This window comes from Limnohabitans sp. Rim8, assembly GCF_945901735.1.
Lineage (GTDB): Bacteria > Pseudomonadota > Gammaproteobacteria > Burkholderiales > Burkholderiaceae_C > Limnohabitans_A.
This window is the reverse complement of record NZ_CAMDLM010000010.1, coordinates 35,045-53,624: the sequence shown is the minus strand read 5'-3', so window position 1 is coordinate 53,624 and position 18,580 is coordinate 35,045. Positions and strand designations below refer to the sequence as shown.

At 59.7% G+C, this 18,580-nt stretch carries 17 protein-coding genes; 14 read left to right on the top strand and 3 right to left on the bottom strand.

The window, feature by feature from the left end; genetic code table 11:
- Positions 1 to 3 precede the first annotated feature (3 nt).
- From Q0O99_RS06940 to aspS, 10 genes are all read left to right on the top strand, one after another.
- A complete protein-coding gene (locus tag Q0O99_RS06940; protein WP_293749849.1) occupies positions 4 to 3,882 on the top strand; it encodes an FAD/FMN-binding oxidoreductase in 3,879 nt (1,292 codons plus the stop codon).
- A 16-nt stretch (positions 3,883 to 3,898) separates the two neighbouring features.
- A complete protein-coding gene (locus Q0O99_RS06935) occupies positions 3,899 to 4,318 on the top strand; it encodes a DUF971 domain-containing protein (protein WP_293749847.1) in 420 nt (139 codons plus the stop codon).
- Positions 4,319 to 4,328: 10 nt separating this feature from the next.
- Entirely contained in the window at positions 4,329 to 5,060 is a 732-nt protein-coding gene (ubiE, locus tag Q0O99_RS06930; protein ID WP_293749845.1) for a bifunctional demethylmenaquinone methyltransferase/2-methoxy-6-polyprenyl-1,4-benzoquinol methylase UbiE, read from the top strand.
- Positions 5,061 to 5,095: 35 nt separating this feature from the next.
- Positions 5,096 to 6,103: a Tim44 domain-containing protein gene (locus Q0O99_RS06925; RefSeq protein WP_293749844.1), complete on the top strand. Its 1,008-nt coding sequence runs from the start codon at positions 5,096 to 5,098 to the stop codon at positions 6,101 to 6,103.
- A 48-nt stretch (positions 6,104 to 6,151) separates the two neighbouring features.
- Positions 6,152 to 6,712 carry a hypothetical protein gene (locus Q0O99_RS06920; RefSeq protein ID WP_293749842.1) on the top strand — a complete coding sequence of 187 codons (561 nt, stop codon included), beginning with the start codon at positions 6,152 to 6,154 and terminating at the stop codon, positions 6,710 to 6,712.
- Entirely contained in the window at positions 6,712 to 8,286 is a 1,575-nt protein-coding gene (gene ubiB / locus Q0O99_RS06915) for a ubiquinone biosynthesis regulatory protein kinase UbiB (RefSeq protein WP_293749961.1), read from the top strand. The genes Q0O99_RS06920 and ubiB overlap by 1 nt, the downstream gene beginning before the upstream one ends.
- 24 nt (positions 8,287 to 8,310) lie before the next feature.
- Complete coding sequence (locus tag Q0O99_RS06910; RefSeq protein ID WP_293749840.1) at positions 8,311 to 9,786, top strand: sodium:solute symporter family protein; 1,476 nt, start codon at positions 8,311 to 8,313, stop codon at positions 9,784 to 9,786.
- 114 nt (positions 9,787 to 9,900) lie between these two features.
- The gene (locus Q0O99_RS06905) at positions 9,901 to 10,227 is read left to right on the top strand and encodes an FmdB family zinc ribbon protein (protein ID WP_293749839.1); all 327 of its coding nucleotides are present in this window, start codon (positions 9,901 to 9,903) and stop codon (positions 10,225 to 10,227) included.
- Between the two features lie 36 nt (positions 10,228 to 10,263).
- On the top strand, positions 10,264 to 10,929 hold the full coding sequence (locus Q0O99_RS06900) for a DUF502 domain-containing protein (RefSeq protein ID WP_293749838.1): 666 nt from the start codon (positions 10,264 to 10,266) through the stop codon (positions 10,927 to 10,929).
- Positions 10,930 to 10,976: 47 nt separating this feature from the next.
- Positions 10,977 to 12,791, top strand: a complete 1,815-nt coding sequence (gene aspS, locus Q0O99_RS06895; protein ID WP_293749837.1) for an aspartate--tRNA ligase — start codon at positions 10,977 to 10,979, stop codon at positions 12,789 to 12,791.
- A 234-nt stretch (positions 12,792 to 13,025) separates the two neighbouring features.
- On the opposite strand, the gene Q0O99_RS06890 is transcribed toward aspS, so the two are convergent.
- The 3 genes from Q0O99_RS06890 to Q0O99_RS06880 form a co-directional block, all read right to left on the bottom strand.
- A complete protein-coding gene (locus Q0O99_RS06890) occupies positions 13,026 to 13,463 on the bottom strand; it encodes an RNA-binding protein (RefSeq protein ID WP_293749835.1) in 438 nt (145 codons plus the stop codon).
- A 277-nt stretch (positions 13,464 to 13,740) separates the two neighbouring features.
- Positions 13,741 to 14,253: a lytic transglycosylase domain-containing protein gene (locus Q0O99_RS06885; protein ID WP_293749834.1), complete on the bottom strand. Its 513-nt coding sequence runs from the start codon at positions 14,251 to 14,253 to the stop codon at positions 13,741 to 13,743.
- Positions 14,254 to 14,359: 106 nt separating this feature from the next.
- Entirely contained in the window at positions 14,360 to 15,007 is a 648-nt protein-coding gene (locus Q0O99_RS06880; RefSeq protein WP_293749833.1) for an ATP-binding cassette domain-containing protein, read from the bottom strand.
- Between the two features lie 71 nt (positions 15,008 to 15,078).
- Between Q0O99_RS06880 and Q0O99_RS06875 the strand changes: the two genes are divergently transcribed.
- The 4 genes from Q0O99_RS06875 to Q0O99_RS06860 all read left to right on the top strand — a co-directional run bounded on the left by Q0O99_RS06875 (position 15,079) and on the right by Q0O99_RS06860 (position 18,579).
- Positions 15,079 to 15,363: a molybdopterin-dependent oxidoreductase gene (locus tag Q0O99_RS06875; protein ID WP_293749832.1), complete on the top strand. Its 285-nt coding sequence runs from the start codon at positions 15,079 to 15,081 to the stop codon at positions 15,361 to 15,363.
- A 295-nt stretch (positions 15,364 to 15,658) separates the two neighbouring features.
- Positions 15,659 to 17,251 (top strand): response regulator, encoded by a 1,593-nt coding sequence (locus Q0O99_RS06870; RefSeq protein WP_293749831.1) that lies wholly within the window; start codon positions 15,659 to 15,661, stop codon positions 17,249 to 17,251.
- 93 nt (positions 17,252 to 17,344) lie between these two features.
- A complete protein-coding gene (nudB, locus tag Q0O99_RS06865) occupies positions 17,345 to 17,827 on the top strand; it encodes a dihydroneopterin triphosphate diphosphatase (protein ID WP_293749830.1) in 483 nt (160 codons plus the stop codon).
- Positions 17,824 to 18,579 (top strand): endonuclease/exonuclease/phosphatase family protein, encoded by a 756-nt coding sequence (locus Q0O99_RS06860; protein WP_293749828.1) that lies wholly within the window; start codon positions 17,824 to 17,826, stop codon positions 18,577 to 18,579. Before nudB ends, Q0O99_RS06860 begins: the two co-directional genes overlap by 4 nt.
- Position 18,580 lies beyond the last annotated feature (1 nt).

The following is an 18,580-nucleotide window of genomic DNA, read 5'->3' as shown; positions in this document are numbered from 1 at the left end:
CCCATGAATGCACCCACCACGCTCCTACATTTAATGCAAGCCGACGCCGATGCGCCGCGCTTGCGCGAAATTCCTTACAACTACACCAGCTTTTCAGATCGCGAAATCGTGCTGCGCTTGCTGGGCGATTCGGCTTGGGATCTGCTGAACCAGTTGCGCCAGGAACGCGGTACGGGTCGATCTGCTCGGATGTTGTACGAAGTGCTGGGCGACATTTGGGTGGTCGAGCGCAACCCTTATTTGCAAGACGACCTGCTGGACAACCCGGCACGCCGCAAACTGCTGGTCGAGGCCTTGCAACACCGTCTGGGCGAGGTGCAAAAGCGCCGCACCCCAAGTGTGGACGCCGCCCGCGACGCCTTGGTCGGCCAATTGCTGGCCATGGCCACCCAGGCCGTGACGCAGTTCAATGAGCGCTTTGGCCGCATGGCCAAGTTGCGCAGCCAGGTGCAAAAGACGCTGGGCCGCTTGACGGCCAAAGACAACATCAAGTTCGACGGCCTGTCGCGCGTGAGCCATGTGACCGACGCCACCGATTGGCGCGTGGAATACCCTTTTGTGGTGCTGACGCCCGACACCGAAGAAGAAATGGCGGGGCTGGTCAAGGGCTGTATTGACCTGGGCCTGACCATCGTGCCCCGTGGCGGCGGCACGGGCTACACCGGTGGCGCTATTCCATTGACCTGGAAGAGCGCGGTGATGAACACCGAAAAGCTCGAAGCCATGACCGAGCTCGAGATGTTCGACCTGCCCGGCGTGGCCCACCCGATTCCCACCATCTGGACCGAAGCCGGGGTGGTCACACAGCGCGTGGCCGATGCGGCCGAGCGCGGTGGTTTTGTGTTTGCCGTCGACCCGACTTCGGCTGAAGCCAGTTGCATTGGCGGCAACATCGCCATGAACGCGGGTGGCAAAAAGGCGGTGCTTTGGGGCACGGCTCTGGACAACCTGGCCAGCTGGCGCATGGTCACCCCTGACGCTGAATGGCTGGACGTGGTGCGCATGGACCACAACATGGGCAAGATCCACGACGCCGAAGTCGCCACGTTTGAGCTGCGTTATTTCAAAGCCGACGGCAAGACCCCGATCCGCACCGAAACCCTGGTGATTCCCGGCAAAACCTTTCGCAAAGAAGGCTTGGGCAAGGACGTGACCGACAAATTCCTCTCCGGCTTGCCGGGTGTGCAAAAAGAAGGCTGCGACGGCCTGATCACCAGCGCCCGCTGGGTCATGCACCGCATGCCCACGCACACCCGCACGGTGTGCATGGAGTTCTTTGGCCACGCCCGCGAGGCGGTGCCCAGCATCGTCGAGATCAAAGACTTCATGTTTGCCGAGCAAAAACGCACCGGCACCGTGATGGCGGGTCTTGAGCACTTGGACGACCGCTATTTGCGCGCCGTGGGTTATTCCACCAAGTCCAAGCGCGGCGGATTCCCCAAGATGGTCTTGATCGGCGACATCGCTGGTGACAACGCCGACGACGTGGCCAAGGCCACATCCGAGATCGTGCGCATCGCCAATTCGCGCAGTGGCGAAGGCTTTATTGCCATCAGCCCCGAAGCGCGCAAAAAGTTCTGGTTGGACCGCAAGAAAACAGCGGCCATTTCGCGCCACACCAACGCCTTCAAGGTCAACGAAGATGTGGTGATTCCGTTGCCGCGCATGGCCGAGTACACCGATGGCATCGAGCGCATCAACATCGAGCTGAGCCTGCGCAACAAGCTCAAGCTGTGCCGCGAAATCGAAGCCTTTTTGGAGCGGGGCAACCTGCCTTTGGGCAAGCAAGACGATGCCAACGACATCCCGTCGGCCGAGCTGCTGGAAGACCGCGTGGCGCAAGCCCTTACGGTGGTGCGCGAGGTGCAGGCACAGTGGCAAGGTTGGTTGACCGATGTGGACGCGCTGTTCCCCCAGTTGCAAGAACACACTTTGCGCGCCAGCTGGAAGACACAAATCCGCCCGGCCTTCCAGAACATCTTTTCGGGCTCGGCCTTTTTGCCGATCCTGAACGAGGTCACGGCCATCCACCAGCGCGTGCTCAAGGGCCGCGTGTGGGTGGCGCTGCACATGCACGCCGGTGACGGCAATGTGCACACCAACATCCCCGTGAACAGTGACAACTACGAGATGCTGCAAACCGCGCACGAAGCGGTCGCCCGCATCATGGTGTTGGCGCGCAGCCTGGACGGCGTCATTTCTGGAGAGCACGGCATTGGCATCACCAAGCTGGAGTTTTTGACCGATGCCGAGCTGGCCAACTTCACGGCATACAAAGCCAAGGTGGACCCCGAAGGGCGTTTCAACAAAGGCAAGCTGCTGCGCGGCGCGGCCCTGACGGGCTTGGGCAACGATGTGCACGCCGCCGACTTGACGCACGCCTACACCCCCAGCTTTGGCCTGATGGGCCACGAGTCGCTGATCATGCAGCAGTCGGACATTGGCGCCATTGCGGCCAGCGTGAAAGACTGCCTGCGCTGCGGCAAGTGCAAACCCGTATGTGCCACGCATGTGCCGCGTGCCAATTTGCTGTACAGCCCGCGCAACAAAATCCTGGCCACCTCCTTGTTGGTCGAGGCGTTCCTTTACGAAGAGCAAACCCGCCGGGGCATCTCGATCAAGCACTGGCAAGAGTTTGAAGACGTGGCCGACCACTGCACCGTGTGCCACAAGTGTCTGTCGCCTTGCCCGGTGAACATTGACTTTGGCGAGGTGTCGATGAACATGCGCAACTTGCTGCGCAAGATGGGACAAAAGAGTTTCCGGCCCGGTAATGCGGCGGCCATGTTCATGCTGAACGCCACCAACCCCGAAACCATCAAGCTCGCGCGCTTGGCCATGGTCGATGTGGGGATGCGGGCGCAGCGCTTTGTGGCTGGCTTGCTCAAAGGCGTGGCCCGCAAGCAAACCAGCGCACCGCCCGCTTCGGTGGGCACGGCGCCCATCAAAGAGCAGGTGATCCACTTCATCAACAAGAAGATGCCTGGCAACTTGCCCAAAAAGACAGCGCGCGCCCTGTTGGACATCGAAGACAACGATTACGTCCCCATCATTCGCAACCCCCAGACCACCACGTCAGAGACTGAGGCGGTGTTTTACTTCCCCGGTTGTGGCTCCGAGCGCCTGTTCAGCCAAGTGGGCCTGGCCACCCAAGCTATGCTCTGGCATGTGGGGGTGCAAACCGTGTTGCCACCGGGCTACCTGTGCTGCGGTTACCCGCAAAAAGGCTCGGGCCAGTTCGACAAGGCCGAAAAGATCATCACCGACAACCGCGTGCTGTTCCACCGCGTGGCCAACACGCTCAATTACCTGGACATCAAGACTGTGGTGGTGAGCTGCGGCACCTGTTATGACCAGTTACAAGGCTACGAGTTCGACAAAATTTTCCCCGGCTGCCGCATCATTGACATCCACGAGTTCTTGCTGGAAAAAGGCATGAAGCTGGACGCAGGCGGCGCTTACCTTTACCACGACCCTTGCCACACGCCCATGAAGATGCAAGAGCCTATGAAGACCGTGAAGGCGCTGATGGGTGACAACGTGATCGAGAGCAAACGCTGCTGCGGCGAATCGGGCACTTTGGGCGTGTCGCGCCCGGATATTTCGACCCAGGTGCGCTTTCGCAAGGAAGAAGAGCTGCTCAAGGGGGAGGCCGCTTTGCGTAACAGTGGCGCGCTGGCCCCGCAGGCGAATGTGAAAATCCTGACCAGCTGCCCCAGCTGCCTTCAAGGCTTGTCGCGCTTTGGCGACGACATGAAAAATGGCCTGCTCGAAGCCGACTACATCGTGGTCGAGATGGCCAAGCACATTCTGGGTGAAGCGTGGATGCCTGAATACGTCAGTGCGGCCAATGCGGGCGGCATCGAGCGCGTGCTGGTTTAACCCCTGAAAGAACAAGATGGCCGGATTGAAAAAAGACATGCCCCACCCCGAGTCGCTGACCCTGCATGGTCAGACCCGGGTGCTGGAAATCGGGTTTTCTGACGGGGCGCAGTTCCGCATTCCTTTCGAGCTGATGCGCGTGTACTCGCCCTCGGCCGAGGTGCAAGGCCACGGCCCGGGCCAAGAGGTGCTGCAAACCGGCAAGCGCGAAGTGGGCATTGCCGGGATCGAACCTGTGGGCAATTACGCCGTGAAACCCACCTTCACGGATGGTCATGAATCGGGCCTATTCACCTGGGAATACCTGTACTTTCTGGGCGACCAGGCAGCCGCTCTCTGGAAACAGTACGAAGACCGCCTGCAAGCCGCGGGCATGAGCCGGGACGCGCCCATGATCGAAGCCTCAGCGGGCGGCAGCTGTGGTCACAAACATTGAGAAAGTTGGCATGAGTTCCACTCACTTTGGTTTCAAAACCGTCGACGAGACCGAAAAAGCCAAGCATGTGCGTGGCGTGTTCGATTCGGTCGCGTCCAAATACGATGTCATGAACGACCTGATGTCCATGGGTCTGCACCGCCTTTGGAAGGCTTACACCGTGCAGGTGGCCAACCTGAAAGAGGGCGACCAAGTGCTGGACATCGCAGGCGGCACGGGCGACTTGGCCATGGCGTTTGCCAAAAAAGTCGGCGCCACAGGCCGTGTGGTGCACACCGACATCAACGAAGCCATGCTTTGCACCGGGCGTGACCGCTTGGTCGACCAAGGCCTGGCCTTGCCCACGCTGGTGTGTGACGCAGAAAAATTGCCGTTCCCGGCTGGCCACTTCAACGTGGTGAGCGTGGCCTTTGGCCTGCGAAACATGACACACAAGGATGTCGCGCTCAAGGAAATGTGCCGCGTGCTCAAGCCCGGCGGCAAATTGCTGGTGCTGGAGTTTTCTAAGGTGGCCAAGCCCCTTGAAAAAGCCTACGACTGGTACAGTTTCAAGATCCTGCCCACTTTGGGCAAACTGGTGGCAGGCGACGCGGACAGTTACCGTTACCTGGCCGAATCGATTCGGATGCACCCTGGCCAGGAAGATCTGAAAACCCTTATGAAAAATGCCGGATTTGGGCATGTGGATTTTCACAATTTGTCGGCGGGGGTGGTAGCCTTACACATGGGCATCAAGTGTTGAAGCCTGAAAACTGAATTTACTGAGATGGAGATACCATGAACAGGAAACTTGTAACCCTGATGCTCGCCGGCGTGATGGCCTTGGGCAGTTTGAACGCCGAGGCTGCACGCCGCATGGGTGGCGGCAAGTCTGTCGGACAGCAATCCAACCAAGTGACCAAGCGCGACGCCGCGCCCCAAACACCGGCTGCACCTGCGCAAAACGCGGCACCTGCCAACGCCGCCAAACCCGGTGCTGCGCCTGCCGCTGCTGCACCCAAGCGCCCATGGGGCGCCATGTTGGGTGGCTTGGCTGCTGGCCTGGGTTTGGCATGGTTGGCCAGCTCACTTGGTATGGGTGAAGCCTTTGGCAACATCTTGATGGCTTTGTTGATTGGCGTCGCCGTCATCGCCGTGATTGGCATGATTTTGCGGGCCCGCCGAGGAGGTTCTGCGCAGACGTCTGGCAACGGAGGTCTGGCTTACCAAGGCGCGGGTGCCTCGGCTGAAAACCCTTCCACATACAAACAATACAGTCCCCAAAACGTCGGCAACGACGCTTCTGCCCGCCCATGGGAAGGCCAAAACACCCGTTTTGACAGCTCTGCTGCTGCAGCACCGACCGGCTCCATGATCGGTTCGGCCATTGGCTCTGGCTTGGGTGGTTCGGAGGCCTGGGGCATCCCCGCTGGCTTTGACGTGGACAGCTTCTTGACGGCCGCCAAGCGCAATTTCGTGACCTTGCAGGACGCCTGGGACCGTTCAGACATCAGCGCCCTGCGTTCCATGATGACCGACACCATGGTGCTGGAAATTCGCAACCAGTTGTCTGAGCGCGAAGCCCAGTTCCCCGGCCAGCCCAACAAGACCGAAGTGGTCATGCTCGAGGCTCAGCTTTTAGGGATTGAAGAGCAGACCGATGCCTACCTGGCCAGTGTCGAGTTCAACGGCATGATTCGCGAAGATGCGGCTTCCGGCCCCAGCCCATTCCGTGAAGTCTGGAACATGACCAAATCCAAGCAAGGTGGTGGCTGGTTGGTCGCTGGCGTGCAAGCGCTGCAATAAAGCCCGCCCCTCTGGGGTAGCCTGTACTTTCGGGAATAATCGGGGACTATGGCAACACAGTCCCCTTTTTCATGGGCCACTCAGGCTCTCCCCGATGTAGTCAACCGTCTTGCGGCCAACTTCCAGCCTCCGGCTTGGGTGGTGGACGAGGGCGTCAACCGTCTTGTTTTGTTCCTAAACCATGTGCTGATGAGCGAGCCTGAGGCCATGGCCCGCTTGGCTCGGCAAAAGGGGCAACGCATCGAGCTGGTCTGGGAGCGCATGCAACTGCAACTGACGCCAACACCTGCAGGATTGCTGGAGCGAGGCTGCTTTGAAGGTTTTGACCTGCGCCTCACGGTGACCGAAGAAACGCCTGTCTCACTCGCATCGGCGTTGGCCCGGGGTGACAAACCTAAAGTCCGTGTTGAAGGCGATGTGCAACTGGCTGCCGAGGTCAACTGGTTGATCGACCATGTGCGCTGGGATGCCGAAGAGGATCTGGCCCGCCTGATCGGCGACGCCCCAGCCCACACCCTGGCGCAATCCGCAAGGCAGGCCATGGCAGCTTTGCGCAGTTTTGTCGCCCAGCGGCCAGGCGCCGGGCTGCGAGCGGGCAGCGCAGCATGATGCGCTGGGGCCGTTTCGGGCGAGGCGCTTTCATCGTTTTCATTGTCTTGCGCTACGGCCTCGATGAGTTGGTGCTGTCGAGCTTTCAAAAACCCTGGATCCGCCTGTTGGCCCGCGTGCTCTCGGTCGGTCGTGACTTGCGCTCGCCCCGTGCGGTGCGTCTGCGTGAAGCGCTTGAGCGCTTGGGCCCGATTTTTGTGAAATTTGGCCAGGTGTTGTCCACGCGACGTGACTTGCTCGCGCCCGATATCGCAGAGGAGTTGGCCAAGCTGCAAGACCGGGTGCCGCCTTTCAGTTCGGCCATCGCGGTGGCGTCGATCGAGCGGGCTTTCAACCGCAAAGTGGATGACATTTTCGAGACTTTTGAGCGCGAGCCTGTGGCCAGCGCTTCGATCGCGCAAGTGCACTTTGCCACTTTGCGCGGCAAGGGGGGCGTGGTGCGCGAGGTGGCGATCAAGGTCTTGCGCCCGGGCATGCTGCCCGTCATTGACAAAGACCTCAGCCTCATGGGCATGATGGCCGGCTGGCTGGAGAGTCTGAGCGCAGATGGCAAACGCCTCAAGCCTCGCGAGGTGGTGGCTGAGTTTGACAAATACCTGCACGACGAGCTGGACCTGGTGCGTGAAGCGGCCAACGCCGCGCAGTTGCGCCGCAACATGCAGGGGCTTGATCTGGTGCTGATCCCCGAGATGATCTGGGATTTTTGCCACCCCGAGGTCATCGTCATGGAGCGCATGCATGGCGTGCCCATCAGCCAGGTGGACCGTTTGCGTGCAGCGGGGGTGGACATTCCCAAACTGGCCCGCGATGGCGTGACCCTGTTTTTCACTCAGGTGTTTCGCGATGGTTTTTTCCATGCCGACATGCACCCCGGCAACATTCAGGTTAGCTTGGCCCCTGAGACCTTTGGTCGCTACATCTCGCTGGACTTCGGCATCGTGGGCACGCTCACCGAGTACGACAAAGAGTATCTGGCACAAAATTTCACCGCTTTTTTCCGCCGTGACTACAAGCGCGTGGCCGAACTCCACATCGAGTCGGGCTGGGTACCGCCCGAGACGCGGGTGGACGAGCTGGAATCGGCCATTCGCGCCGTCTGCGAGCCATACTTTGACCGCCCACTCAAGGAGATTTCCTTGGGCATGGTGCTGATGCGCCTGTTCCAGACTTCGCGTCGTTTTCAGGTCGAGATCCAGCCGCAGCTGGTGTTGCTGCAAAAGACCCTGCTCAACATCGAAGGCCTCGGTCGCGATCTGGACCCCGAGCTGGACCTGTGGAGCACGGCCAAGCCTTTCCTCGAAAAATGGATGCTGGCGCAAATCGGTCCCAAAAAGCTGTGGGAAGAACTCAAGGCGCAGGCCCCGCTCTACGCCAAACTGTTGCCGCAGTTGCCTCGCTTGCTGCACGGGTATTTGCAGCAGCCGCAGAAAAACGATGCGCGTCAAATCGAGCAGTTGTTGACCGAGCAACGTCGAACCAATAAATTGCTGCAAACCCTAATTTACGCAGGTCTTGGCTTTGTGGTTTCCTTGATAGTGATGCAGGTGGGAATGCACCTGCATGTTTTTTCATAAATCCCAATTTTGGAGGGTTCAAAGGTGTTGCTGACTTTTGTAATCGCTTATTTGACCGTGACCATCGGCATCGGCTTGTTGGCGGCTCGTCGCGTGCACGGGGCCAAGGATTACCTGGTGGCAGGGCGCAGTTTGCCTCTTTACATGAACGTGGCCACGGTATTCGCTACCTGGTTCGGGGCTGAGACCGTCTTGTCGGTGTCGGCCACCTTTGCCAAAGACGGCCTGAACGGCATTCCCGGTGACCCGTTTGGGGCCACCGTCTGCTTGGTACTGGCGGCTTTGTTGTTCGCCAAGTTGTTTTACCGCCTGAACCTGCTGACCATCGGAGACTTCTACAAGGTGCGCTACGGCAAGTCGGTCGAGGTGCTGACGAGCGTGGCGATTGTGTTGTCTTACCTGGGCTGGACCTCGGCGCAATTGACGGCGCTGGGCTTGGTCATCCATGTGCTCTCGTCCGGGGCGATTGACCTGAACCACGCCATCATGATGGGCGCGGCCGTGGTGCTGTTCTACACCGTGTTTGGCGGCATGTGGTCGGTGGCTTTCACCGATTTGTTTCAGACTGTGGTCATCGTGGTGGGCCTGATTTCGGTGGCTTTGTTGGTGGGCGGCAATGCGGGCGGATTTGACAAAGTGGTGGCACAGGCCGCAGCCGATGGCAAATTCGACATGTTCCCCGCCGACATGGATGCCGCCGCCTGGTGGGCCATGGCCGGGGCTTTCTTTGCGTTTGCCTTTGGTTCCATCCCGCAGCAGGATGTGTTTCAACGCATGACCAGTGCCAAGGACGAAAAAACCGCCGTGCGCGGCACCGTCATCGGCGCCCTGATGTACTTCGTGATGGCCTTCATACCCTTGTACATCGCTTATGCGGCGCTGATCGCTCACCCTGAGCTCAAGGCCTTGTTCGAGTCGGAAGACGCCCGCGCCATCCAGCGCATCCTGCCCGACCTGGTGCTGGGCCAGATGCCCATGTGGGCGCAGATTTTGTTCTTTGGCGCTTTGCTCTCAGCCATCTTGTCCACGGCCAGCGGTGCCTTACTGGCCCCCACGGCCACCTTCACCGAAAACGTCCTCAAGCCCTTTGTGCCGAACATGAGCGACCGCCAGTTCTTGCTGCTCTTGCGCGTGATTTTGGTCGCCTTCACGGCTTGCGCCTTGCTGTTTGCCATGAACAGCACCAGCACCATGTATGAGATGGTGCAGAACGCCTACAACGTCACCCTGACCGGGGCCTTTGTGCCGCTGGTAGCGGGTGCTTTTTGGCGACGCGCCAACACCCAAGGCGCGCTGTGTTCGGTGGTGCTGGGTGTGGGCACGTGGCTGGCGTTCAACTTCCTGGCGCCCGAGACTTTGGTACCCGCCAACTTGTTGGGTTTGGCCGCGTCCTTTGTCGGCATGCTGCTGGGTTCACTCGCCCCAACGCTGATTCCGAATCGGGGACAGTCCATGGCCAGCGCCTTGGGGCACGCCGACAAAGCCCCATCTGGTCATTGATTCGACATAACCGTTGCCCCTCGCAGCTGGGGCACTCAGAAGCTGCAAAGCCTTGAACGGCCTTGCCAAGACTATAATTGAAGGTTTTCTTGCATTACCTTCAAAGGCTCTCACATGCCCATTTACGCCTACAAATGCGACGCCTGCGGCCATGCCAAGGATGTTCTGCAAAAAATGAGCGACGCGTCCCTCACCGATTGCCCGGTTTGCGGTGCGCCCAAGTTCAACAAACAGTTGACGGCGCCAGGCTTTCAACTTAAAGGCACGGGTTGGTACGCTACCGATTTCAAAGGCGGCGGCACTGCAGCCCCTGCGGTGCCTGCCGCAGCCGACGCTGTGGCAGCACCTGCACCTGCCGTTGCCACGGGCGGTGATGCGGCGTCTACCTCGACCACTTCCAGCAGTGCCGGGGCCTGTGCGGCCTCTTGCGCCTGCCATTGATTTTTTGAGCCCTGACCTCACCGATTGCCCCTCCCCATGAAAAAACGCAGCTTCAAACAGTATTTCATCACCGGCTTGCTGGTGTGGCTGCCCATGGGCATCACGGTGTGGGTGCTCATGTGGTTGGTGGGCATGCTCGACGCCATTTTCCTGGCCGTGCTGCATGCAGCCGATACGCTGATTCCCGGCGTACACGCCAGTGCCGAATACCTGCGCAGCGTGCCCGGTTTGGGCGTGGCTATCGTGGCCTTGGTGATCTTCGCCACCGGCGTATTTGTGGCCAACATGTTTGGCCAGTGGGCACTGCGCAAATGGCACGGCCTGATGAACCGCATCCCCGTGGTGCGCACCATCTACACCAGCGTCAAGCAGGTGGCCGACACCTTGTTTTCGGGCAGTGGACATGCCTTCTCGAAGGCCTTGCTCGTTCAATACCCGCGCCAGGGATCGTGGACCATCGCTTTTTTGACCGGCACGCCGGGGGGGGAAGTGGCCAGGCACCTGGACCAGCCCATGGTCAGTGTGTATGTGCCCACCACGCCCAACCCTACATCGGGCTTCTTTTTGATGATGCCCAAAGCCGACGTGGTGGAACTCGAGATGAGCGTGGATGACGCCCTCAAGTACATCATCTCCATGGGTGTGATCGTGCCCGGCACGCCCGTCTCCAAGTCATCTGCCACTCAGGCCCAGTTGGGTTGAAGCCTATTTCCGAATCCTGTCCCTGCGAATCCTGAAAGTCCCACAACATGTCCATGCGTTCCCACTATTGCGGTCTGGTGACCGAAGCCCTGACCGGTCAAGCCGTGAGCCTGTGCGGCTGGGTCAACCGCCGCCGTGACCATGGCGGTGTGATCTTCATCGACCTGCGCGACCGCGAAGGTTATGTTCAGGTGGTGTGCGACCCCGATCGCCCGGACATGTTCAAAGTGGCCGAAGAGGTGCGCAACGAATACTGCGTGCAGATCAAAGGCAACGTGCGTGCGCGGCCTGATGGCACCACCAACGACAACCTCAAAAGCGGCAAGATCGAAGTGTTGTGCCATGAGCTGATCGTCCTGAACGAGTCGGTCACGCCGCCGTTCCAGATCGACGAAGACAACCTGTCCGAGACCACGCGCCTGACTCACCGCGTGCTGGACCTGCGCCGCCCGTACATGCAAAACAACCTGATGCTGCGCTACAAGGTGGCGATGGAAGTGCGCAAGTACCTCGACGAAAACGGCTTTGTCGACATCGAAACCCCCATGCTCACCAAGAGCACGCCCGAAGGCGCGCGTGATTACCTGGTACCCAGCCGCGTGCACGATGGCCAGTTCTTCGCCTTGCCTCAGTCGCCGCAGTTGTTCAAGCAGCTCTTGATGGTGGCGGGCTACGACCGCTATTACCAGATCACCAAGTGCTTCCGCGACGAAGACTTGCGCGCTGACCGCCAGCCCGAATTCACCCAGATCGATATCGAAACATCGTTCCTGACCGAAGAAGAAATCCGCGACATGTTCCAAAGCATGATCAAGCGCGTGTTCCAAAAAACCATCGGCGTGGACTTGGGTGAATTCCCGGTCATGACCTACCAGGATGCCATGCACATCTATGGCTCTGACAAACCCGACCTGCGCGTGAAACTGCAGTTCACCGAAGTCACCGATGTCATGGGCGATGTGGACTTCAAAGTGTTCGCGGGTGCGGCCAACATGAAGGGCGGCCGCGTGGTGGCCCTGCGCGTGCCGGGCGGCTCGGTCGAAGGCGGCGGCATCAGCCGTGGCGAGATCGACGCCTACACCGAGTTCGTGAAGATCTATGGCGCCAAGGGTCTGGCCTACATCCGCGTGAACGACCTGTCCAAAGGCCGTGACGGTTTGCAGTCGCCGATCGTCAAAAACATCCACGACGCCGCACTCAACGCCGTTCTGGAGCGCTCAGGCGCACAAAACGGCGACCTGATTTTCTTTGGTGCGGACAAGGAAAAAATCGTCAACGACGCCATCGGCGCGCTGCGCATCAAGATCGGCCACAGCGTGTTCGGCAAAGCCAACGGCCTGTTCGAAAACCGTTGGGCCCCGATGTGGGTGGTGGACTTCCCGATGTTCGAGTTCGACGACGAGAACCATCGCTATACCGCCGTGCACCACCCCTTCACCGCACCGAAAGACGGTCACGAAGACTGGATGGTCACTGCGCCCGAGAAGTGCATCTCCAAGGGCTACGACATGGTGTTGAACGGCTGGGAGATGGGCGGCGGCTCGGTGCGTATCCACCGCGCTGATGTGCAGCAAAAAGTGTTTGACGCCCTCAAGATCACACCCGAAGAAGCCCAGCTCAAGTTCGGTTTCTTGCTCGACGCCTTGCAATATGGCGCCCCCCCGCACGGCGGCTTGGCCTTCGGTTTGGACCGCATCGTCACTTTGATGACCGGTGCCGAATCCATCCGCGACGTGATTGCCTTCCCCAAGACCCAGCGCGCGCAGTGCCTGCTGACCCAAGCGCCCAGCCCAGTGGACGAGAAGCAATTGCGCGAATTGCACATCCGTTTGCGCAATGTGGATGCAGTCAAAACAGCGTAATCTGCCTTCAAACCCGCCAAAAGCCAACGCCACCTTCGGGTGGCGTTGGCTTTTTTAATTCCTATTAACCAGTTCAGACGGAGCCGCAGACGCATCGCCCGTGGGCTGAGTCGGATTGACCCACAAAAAAGGCTTCAAAACCGAAGTCTTGAAGCCTTAGATGTCTGAACTCAGCGCCAGGCTGGATCGGAAATTTTGTAACGGCACTGCTGCCGTTGACTGGGTTTGCAGGGCTTAGTAGCCGCCGCGACCGCCGCCGCCACCGCCGTAGCCGCCACCGCCGGAGCGATCGCCACCACCGCCGCCGTAGCCGCCGCCGCCGGAGCGACCGCCACCACCACCGTAGCCGCCGCCGCCGGAGCGGTCACCGCCACCGCCATAACCGCCACCACCACCGAAACCACCGGTGCGAGGAGGACGTGCCTCCATCGGACGGGCTTCGTTGACAGTGATGCTGCGACCACCCAAAGATTGGCCGTTCATGCCAGCGATCGCGGCTTGGGCTTCGGCATCGCTGCCCATTTCCACAAAACCGAAACCTTTAGAGCGGCCTGTGTCGCGCTCCATCATGACTTTGGCGCTGGTGATGGCGCCGAATTCGCCGAATGCCTGCTGCAGGTCTTCGTCGCGAACGGTGTACGGCAGGTTGCCGACGTAAAGTTTATTGCCCATGGGGACTCCTGAAAAACACATGAAAACAAAAGCGATGGGGTCCCGAAAGCACAACAAACCTGAAAAGTGCCGCCGTAGCGCGCGAAACTGACCGATCACCTCAAATGTGACGTTTTATTAACGTTCACCAATAGATTATGGGGCATAGCGTCCAAACAGCACAAAATTTCGTTAATGTTTCGTGATTAACCTTGTTATCAAGAGCCCTCTTGTGTCATTTAACACCACGAATGCGCTGCCAGCAAGGCCAAGACCCCGTAGCCAGACCTGAGCGATCTCAGCGCCAAGCACCTGTGCGCACCAATTCTTGCCGCACCAAAGCCTGATACCGCAGGTTGTGGGCAGGCGTGACCGAGTGGTAGGCGGCCACGCCAAACCAGGTGTTGCCGTGGCGCAGCATGACGCGTTTGAGATGCCAGGCCGCCACATGCGTGGCCACGCAGGGATCCAGCAGCCGCTCGGGCGTGATGCCCCATTGCGACAGTTCACGAAAGTGAATCGAGTTGATTTGAGCCATGCCCACATCGATGCTGCCATTGCGGTTGCGGTTCACCACATGGGGACGCATGCCCGACTCGACTTGCAAGATGGCCCGCAGGATGTGCGGATTGACACCATGGCGTTGCGCTGCCGGCATGAGGCATTGGTCTGCCGCCGGGTTGGAAACCGGCTTGGCTTGGGTCGGGGTTTGGGCATGGGCTGCGGCGTGCGCCCATGCCAGCACGCACATGCATAAGGATGAAGCTGCAGAATGCTGAAGGACAAAGCGCAACAAGGTAGTGATACTCAAGGTTCGTGAGGACTAGACAGAGCAGACCATGTTGAAGCATCGGCACGGCGACTGTTTTCTTGAGCCCCAAGCCCGCCGGATGGGCGGGTGGACCCATCACCAGACTTCAGAGGTGGTGCACCGATGCCAGCGGCAGATAGGAGGGCTTTTCGTAGTCGGCGATCAGCCAAGCGCGCTCGGTGTTTTGACCCACTTGCGTCAAATGCGCCTGAAGGCTGCGGATGGAGGCCTGGTCCAACGACACGAAAGGCTGGTCCAGCAGAGTGACCGTGGCTCCGCTGGCCAGCGCCGCCACCAGGCCCACTTTGCGGCGGCTCCCAGTCGACAGCATGTTGAGCCTTTTGTCCAGGTGTGGGGCCAACTGCAAGGTCTCGATCAGCTCGTTTTGCGTGGCGTCGGACCAGGCGGGTAAAGACAACCGTAAGTGTGCCCAGCATTGCCCGGGTGTATCGCTGCCGTGTAGCGGCAAACGCAGGTCGGTCCAAAAAACCGCCGAATGCCGGGGCAGAGCCAAAGGGGTGGCCTCGTTCATCAAGCGCAGCTGGCCAGCAGTGGGTGCCAAATCGCCGCTGAGCAAGCGCATCAAGCTGGTCTTGCCCGAGCCCTCGTCGCCCAGCAAGGCGGAAAGACCTGCGGGCAGTTGCAGGTTGAAATCTCGGAAAAGCGGCAGTTCGATGGGCCCACCGCTGAGGCCGGAGACGCTCAGCACAGTGTTGGTGGACTTTGGGATGGGGGCAGCAGTCTGTTTCAGCATGACCTGCATGCTAGCAGCAGACCCATCTGAGCTTTCGCGTATGAAATTTTGCAGCAATTGGTCAAAAGCCAGTGACCTTCAGCGGACCCTTGTTGCGCGATGTCTTGCAGCTGGTTAAGGCCAAAGGCCAGCACATCCGGGCGCTGGCCCTCAACGATTACCGAGTGAAGCTGCCCCTGTCCGATGCGCTTGAGCACGATGTGGTAGTGGCCGTGCCAATTAATGGTCAGGCGATACCGGTCCGTACCAAGGGGCCTTTGTTCATCGTTTACCCCTGTGACGCCAAAAAAGAACTCCATCACAAGACCTACTACGAGCGATCCATCTGGCAACTCAAGGCCATTGAGGTGGAGTGATGCAAACGCGCGACACCACGCCTGAGACTCCAAGGCCGAGAGGCCTGGCACCGTCTCGATTCTTTTGGAGCCTGGCCTTCGTAGCGGTCCTTGTGATCTCTGCATTGGTGGTGGCCACCACCGTGCAATGGCTTCAAGCACAGGCGCTGGAGGTTGCTGCGCGACTGCAGGACGACTCGTTCACGGCCATTACCATGAATCTGTAGCGTGAGTTGTGGCGTTTCGATGCGGCCATGACACGTGCAGACCGCGCTCGGCCGGGCTGACCCCGCCGGACTTTGGCGCGGAGCGGTCATTGCGTTTTAATATGTTGCTCAGCCGGGTCGACTTGTTGCTCAACAGCCCCAGCCTTGAACGGGTGCACCGCCGTGAGGAATACACCGAATTGGCCCCCCGCTTGCTCAGCTGGGTGGCCAGATCCACCCCTTTGGCCGATGGGCAAGACTGGGCATCACCCGCGAGGTCTTTGCTCATGACAGAGCTCCAGCAAATGGCGCCTGAGGTTCAGGCCCTGAACTCGGCCTCAGACATTGTCATGGGCGAATGGGTACAAAAACAAGTAGGCACCGTGCGCGAACAAAGCCAATGGATCGCCTGGCTCACGCTGGCACAGATCCTGGGTTTGGTGTTGGGCGCTGTGGGTTTGTATGCGCACGAGCGCCAGCAATATCAGTCCCAAAGGGAGCAGCAACGCTTGCATGCGCAGTTGATGCAAGCCAAGGAACAGGCCGAAAATGCCAACCAAGGCAAGAGTCGGTTCTTGTCAAATATGAGCCATGAGTTGCGTACACCTTTCAATGGCATTATGGGAATGCTGGGTTTGCTGGCAAAAACCCAGAAAGGCTCAGAGCAAGCCGATTTGATTCAGACCGCCAAGGGCAGTGCATCGCACTTGTTGGCCGTGCTCAACGATGTGCTGGAGGTCTCGGCTTTGGAAGCCGGCAAAATTCAAGTGCGTCCAGAGCCCACAGATATGGGCGATTTTATGCAGGAAGTGCACCGATTTCTGCGGATGCAAGCGCACAACAAGGGCCTGCATCTGCAGCTGATTGGCGACCTGCACAAGCCATGTGTCGTGATGCTCGACCCACTGCGTTTGCGGCAAATTCTGTTCAATTTGCTTGGCAATGCCATCAAGTACACCGATACAGGGCAGGTTGACATCCGGGTTCGGCGTGAGTCACTTGTCGATAGCGTGCACTGGGAGATGGACATCGTCGACACTGGCATCGGCATGAGCGAGGCCACGCAACATGGTTTGTTTGAGCGCTTTCAATGGGGCGACGCCTCTCTCACGCGCAAGCAATCGGGATCCGGTTTGGGTCTGGAGATATCCAGATCCTTGGCCCGCCTGATGGGCGGCGAATTGACGGCGCGCAGCCAGTTGGGGCAAGGTTCGGTGTTCATACTGAGCTTGAAAACCCCAAGGGCAACTTTGGCGGCAGGCGCTGTGCCAGCACCCGGCTCGGGCAACAGCGCGAGCCCCGACCTGCTTGAGCCTGGTTTGGCCAACGAGGCCTTGCGCGTTCTGGTGGCGGAAGACCATCCGGTCAATCGAAAAGTGGTGGGGCTGTTATTGCAGAGCATGGGCCATCAGGTCAGTTTTGCAGAGGACGGCCAACAAGCGCTCATGCAAGCGAGTCAGTTCGATTTTGATCTGGTGCTGATGGACATCCACATGCCGGTGATGGATGGCCTGAGCAGTACGCGCCACATACGGGCACTGCCGGGTGAGCGGGGGCTGGTGCCCATTGTGGCGCTCACGGCCGATGTGATGAGCGATGCGGCTGACCAGGCGATGGCTTCGGGCATGAATGCGTTTTTGTCCAAACCTTTGCAAAAAACACAGCTGCAGGCGGTCATGCCGCTCAAGCGGCGGCAGACTTGATGCGCTGAACGGCGCGCTTGTCCGTGTTCAACAAGGGGCTGACTACAATGAATTGATCTTCTGGTCACTCATTTGGAGTCTGTCCTGTCCATATTGCAACCGCTCCGCCCATCGCCTGCCGCTTTCAAAATTCCGGAGTCGGTGCTGGTGGTCATCTTCACGCCCGATCAAGAGGTCTTGCTGATCCGTCGTGCCGACTGGGGCACCTGGCAATCGGTCACGGGGAGCAAGGACCACCCCGAAGAAAGCTGGCTGCAGACGGCCATCCGCGAAGTGCAGGAAGAAACCGGTATCGACGCGCGGCACCCGGATTGCCGCCTGCAAGACTGGCAACTGGAAAACGTGTACGACATTTACCCTGCCTGGCGTTGGCGCTACGCGCCCGAAGTCAGCCGTAACACCGAACGGGTGTTCGGCCTGTGTGTGCCGCAACGCACCCCTGTGGTGCTCAGTCCGCGCGAGCACACCGAAGCGCAATGGCTGCCTTGGCAGGTCGCGGCCGATCTGTGCTTTTCCCCCTCCAACGCCGAAGCTATCCTGATGCTGCCGCGTTTTGTACCGACCGCCCCGCAATGAAGCCCGAACGCCACGAACACCCGGTTTTACGGGTGGCCACTTACAACATCCACAAAGGCGTGCAAGGGCTGGGCCCTGCAAGGCGTCTTGAAATCCACAACTTGGGCCATGCGGTGGAGCAGCTCGACGCCGACATCGTGTGCCTGCAAGAGGTGCGACGCGAGCACCGCCGCGAGGCAGCATATTTCAGGCATTGGCCCAGCCTGCCACAAGCCGAGTATTTGGCCCCCGAAGGTTACGAGGCTGTCTACCGTACCAATGCCACCACGCGCCACGGTGAGCACGGCAACGCCTTGCTCTCGCGCTGGCCCGTGCTCTCATACCAGCACCGCGACATCTCGGACCACCGATTCGAGCAACGCGGGTTTTTGCACACCCAGATTGAGGTGGTGGACCGTGTGGTGCATGTGTTGGTGGTGCACTTGGGGCTGGTGCCTGCCAGCCGCGTGCGCCAGCTGGCGGTTTTGTTGGCCCACATTTCGAAAGACATCCCGGAACACGAGCCGGTGCTGGTGGCGGGCGACTTCAACGACTGGGGCACGGGCCTGGGGCGGCGCATGGCGCAGGCCGGTTTTCGAGAGTGGCGCGAGCAGCCCACACCCACCTACCCCTCGCGCCTACCGCTGAACCAGCTTGACCATGTGTACGCCCGGGGCCTGACGCCTGTGCATGCCATGGTGCCCTCTGGTCGCATCTGGCAGCGCATGTCTGACCATTTGCCACTGGTGGCCGAATTTGCCTGGAACGACTGAA

Bases quoted from the DNA above. Each gene is read 5' to 3' on its own strand.
- Q0O99_RS06940 (WP_293749849.1), top strand. From the start codon at position 4: ATGAATGCACCCACCACGCTCCTACATTTAATGCAAGCCGACGCCGAT.
- Q0O99_RS06935 (WP_293749847.1), top strand. From the start codon at position 3,899: ATGGCCGGATTGAAAAAAGACATGCCCCACCCCGAGTCGCTGACCCTG.
- ubiE (WP_293749845.1), top strand. From the start codon at position 4,329: ATGAGTTCCACTCACTTTGGTTTCAAAACCGTCGACGAGACCGAAAAA.
- Q0O99_RS06925 (WP_293749844.1), top strand. From the start codon at position 5,096: ATGAACAGGAAACTTGTAACCCTGATGCTCGCCGGCGTGATGGCCTTG.
- Q0O99_RS06920 (WP_293749842.1), top strand. From the start codon at position 6,152: ATGGCAACACAGTCCCCTTTTTCATGGGCCACTCAGGCTCTCCCCGAT.
- ubiB (WP_293749961.1), top strand. From the start codon at position 6,712: ATGCGCTGGGGCCGTTTCGGGCGAGGCGCTTTCATCGTTTTCATTGTC.
- Q0O99_RS06905 (WP_293749839.1), top strand. From the start codon at position 9,901: ATGCCCATTTACGCCTACAAATGCGACGCCTGCGGCCATGCCAAGGAT.
- Q0O99_RS06900 (WP_293749838.1), top strand. From the start codon at position 10,264: ATGAAAAAACGCAGCTTCAAACAGTATTTCATCACCGGCTTGCTGGTG.
- aspS (WP_293749837.1), top strand. From the start codon at position 10,977: ATGTCCATGCGTTCCCACTATTGCGGTCTGGTGACCGAAGCCCTGACC.
- Q0O99_RS06890 (WP_293749835.1), bottom strand. From the start codon at position 13,463: ATGGGCAATAAACTTTACGTCGGCAACCTGCCGTACACCGTTCGCGAC.
- Q0O99_RS06880 (WP_293749833.1), bottom strand. From the start codon at position 15,007: ATGCTGAAACAGACTGCTGCCCCCATCCCAAAGTCCACCAACACTGTG.
- Q0O99_RS06860 (WP_293749828.1), top strand. From the start codon at position 17,824: ATGAAGCCCGAACGCCACGAACACCCGGTTTTACGGGTGGCCACTTAC.